This window comes from Cellulosimicrobium cellulans, assembly GCF_042723955.1.
Classification (GTDB): Bacteria; Actinomycetota; Actinomycetes; order Actinomycetales; family Cellulomonadaceae; genus Cellulosimicrobium; species Cellulosimicrobium cellulans_H.
Map to the genome: position 1 here is coordinate 33,378 of NZ_JBHXIC010000016.1, position 3,198 is coordinate 36,575.

The following is a 3,198-nucleotide window of genomic DNA, read 5'->3' on the forward strand; positions in this document are numbered from 1 at the left end:
CCCGCGCCGCGCCCAGCCCCACTCGCCGGCGGGGGGGTTGGCGCCGCCCGCGCCCCCCCCGCCCGCGTCCGGGTCCCCGTCGCCCCCGCCCCCCCCCCCCCGCGTCGTGACTGCGAGGGAGTGCGGCGCGGGGTCGTGACCGCGTCGTGTCAGTCGTCGAGCGAGACCGTGCCGCGGGCGACGCCACCGAGCCACCCGAGGCTGGGCTTGGGCATGCGCTCGAACGTCTCCGGGTCCCACCCGACGAGCCCGAACGTGGGTGCGAACGAGCCCCACTCGTAGTTGTCGAGCAGCGACCAGTGGAGGTAGCCGAACAGCGGGAGGCCCGTCTCCATCTCGGCGTGCAGCGCGCGCAGGGCGTCGCGCGTGTAGTCGATGCGACGCGCGTCGTCGGCCGTCGCGATGCCGTTCTCGGAGACGAGGACCGGCAGTCCGGTGATCTCGTGCCCGAGGCGCGCGGCCTCGGCGATGGCGGCCGGGTAGTACTCCCACCCGGTGAGCGTCTTCTCGGAGTCCTCCGGTGCGGGCAGCGGGCCGTCGACGGTGATGCGCGTGCGCGTGTAGGCCTGGACGGCGATGAAGTCGTCGCCGCGCGCGGCCTCGAGGAAGACGGTCTCGCGCGGGTAGGCGTACTCGCGCAGGACCTCCTCGGCGCCCGGGTCGGCGAAGAACTGCTGCGGCGCGACGGGCCACCCGACGGGCACCCCGACGGTCCGCACGAGCTCGACGGCCCGACGGTGCGCGGCGATGAGGTGCTCGGTCGCGACCGGGTCGGGCGCGTGCATCGAGCCGGCCTGGAGCTGCTCGGCGCCCTTGGCGGCCGTGACCATCATCGCGAGGATGTTCGGCTCGTTGATGGTGAACACGTGCGACGCGCGGTCGAGCAGCGGCAGCACGTGCTCGACGTACCGCGCGAACCGCTCGACGGACCGCGGGTCGGTCCAGCCGCCGTCCTCCGCGAACCAGCGCGGCGACGTGAAGTGGTGCAGCGTGACGAGCGGCGTGACGCCGTGCTCGACGCAGCAGTCGATCATGCGGCGGTAGTGGTCGAGCTCGGCGCGCGAGAAGCGGCCCTCGGCGGGCTCGATGCGCGCCCACTCGATCGAGAACCGGTACGCGGTGAGCCCGGACTCGGCCAGCAGCCGGACGTCCTCGGCGTACCGGTGGTAGGAGTCGGCGGCGTCGCCGGACGGCTCGGCGAGCGTCGAGGCCGGGTCGACCTCGCGCGCCCACCAGTCGCTGTTGACGTTGTTGCCCTCGATCTGGTGGGCCGCCGTCGAGGCGCCCCAGAGGAAGGACTCGGGGAAGGTGATCGACACAGGCTCTCCTCGTCGGTCGCCGGTCACTTGATGCCGGTCATGGCGATGCCCTGCACGAAGTAGCGCTGCAGGAACAGGAACAGGATGAGGATCGGCGTCACGACGAGCACGGACCCGGCCATGAGCAGGCCGTAGTAGGTGCCGTTCGAGCCGACCGAGTACAGCGAGAGCGCGACCGGGAGGGTGTACATGTTCTCGGTCTGCGCGACGACCAGGGGCCAGAGGAAGTTGTTCCACGACCCGAGGAACGTGAGGATGCTCAGCGTCGCGAGCGGCGGCCCGCACTGGGGCAGCACGATCCGGAAGAAGACCCGGAACTCGCCGGCGCCGTCGATCCGGGCGGCCTCGATGAGCGCGTCCGGGATGCCGAGCATGAACTGCCGCATGAGGAACACGCCGAGCGGCCCGGCGAGGAACGGCAGGATGAGCGCAGGGTAGGTGTTGACGAGCCCCATGTTGGACACGAGCACGAACATCGGCACGAGCGTGACGACGCCCGGGACCATGAGCGTGAGCATGACGAGGGCGAACAGCACCCGCTTGCCGGGAAAGCTCATCTTCGCCAGGGCGTAGCCGACCATCGAGCAGAAGACGATGTTGCCGAGCACCACGGCGACGGCCACGACGATCGAGTTGGTGAAGTACTGCCCGTAGTTGAGCTGGGAGAGCCACCGCTCGTAGTTGTCGAGGGTCGGGTTCTGCGGCCACCACGTGATGGGGCGCTGGAGCAGCTCGCCCTGCGTCTTGAAGCTGCCGAGCGCCATCCAGATGAACGGCATGAGGGTCAGGAGCAGCCCGACGACGAGCGCGGTGTACGTGGCGCCGCGCGACCAGCGCACGGGGCGCCGCGGCCGACGGCGTGGCGCGCCCTCCGGCGTCGACGTCGCGGGGGTGGTCCGCGAGGACGTGACGGTCATGTCAATCCTCCTTCGACCGCAGCAGGCGGAACTGGACGGCGGCCAGCGCGGCGATCAGCGCGAACAGGACGTACGCGGCCGCGGAGGCGAACGCGTAGTTGCCATACCCGAACTGGTTGTAGACGTAGTAGCTGATGGTCAGCGTGGAGTTGACCGGGCCACCCTTGGTCATGACGAAGGGCTCCTCGAACACCTGGAGGAAGCCGACCGACAGCAGCACGGCGCCGAGCAGCAGCGTCGGGCGCATGAGCGGGACCGTGATCGAACGGAACCGGCGCCACGAGCCGGCGCCGTCGACCTCGGCGGCCTCGTAGACGTCGCGCGGGATCGCCTGGAGGCCGGCCAGGAAGATGATCATGAGCGTGCCCATGTTGCGCCAGGCCGCCATGACGATGATCGACGGCATCGCCGTCGCGCTGTCGTTGAGCCAGTCCGGCCCGTCGATGCCGACCCAGCCGAGCACGGTGTTGACGAGGCCGGAGTCCTGGAGGATGAACCGCCAGACGACCGCCACGGCGACGATCGACGTCACGACCGGCGTGTAGAAGCCGACCCGGAAGACGCTGCGGAACTTCTCGATCCCCGAGTTGAGCGCGACGGCCAGGGCGAGGCCGAGCACCATCGTCAGCGGGATGCCGACGAGGACGAAGTAGAAGGTGTTGAGCAGCGCCTTGCGGAAGAGCTCGTCCTGGAAGACGCCGGTGAAGTTCTCGAGCCCGACGAAGTTCACCGCGAACGGCGTCTTGATGTCACGGATCGTGAGGTCCGAGAACGACATCCCGAACGACGCGAGCAGCGGTCCGAGCATGAAGACCGCGAAGACCGCGACGAACGGGAGAGCGAACAGCCAGGCGACGAGTGCTTGCCGTCGCCGGTGGACGGGGGGGGCGGCGCGGCGCGCCCGCCGGCCCCCGCGCGGCGGGGGGGGGTGATGGGGGGTGGGAGATTGAAATAAACAAAAC

Annotated in this window: 3 protein-coding genes; all 3 read right to left on the reverse strand. The window is 70.1% G+C overall.

Features of this window, described 5'->3' with window-relative positions; genetic code table 11:
- Nucleotides 1-149: 149 nt before the first annotated feature.
- Nucleotides 150-1,319 carry a glycoside hydrolase family 1 protein gene (locus ACFWH7_RS06695; RefSeq protein WP_378215695.1) on the reverse strand — a complete coding sequence of 390 codons (1,170 nt, stop codon included), beginning with the start codon at nucleotides 1,317-1,319 and terminating at the stop codon, nucleotides 150-152.
- A gap of 23 nt (nucleotides 1,320-1,342) precedes the next feature.
- Complete coding sequence (locus tag ACFWH7_RS06700; RefSeq protein ID WP_378215696.1) at nucleotides 1,343-2,236, reverse strand: carbohydrate ABC transporter permease; 894 nt, start codon at nucleotides 2,234-2,236, stop codon at nucleotides 1,343-1,345.
- Between the two features lies 1 nt (nucleotide 2,237).
- On the reverse strand, nucleotides 2,238-3,198 hold a 961-nt coding region (locus tag ACFWH7_RS06705), incomplete at its 5' end, for a carbohydrate ABC transporter permease (protein ID WP_378215697.1).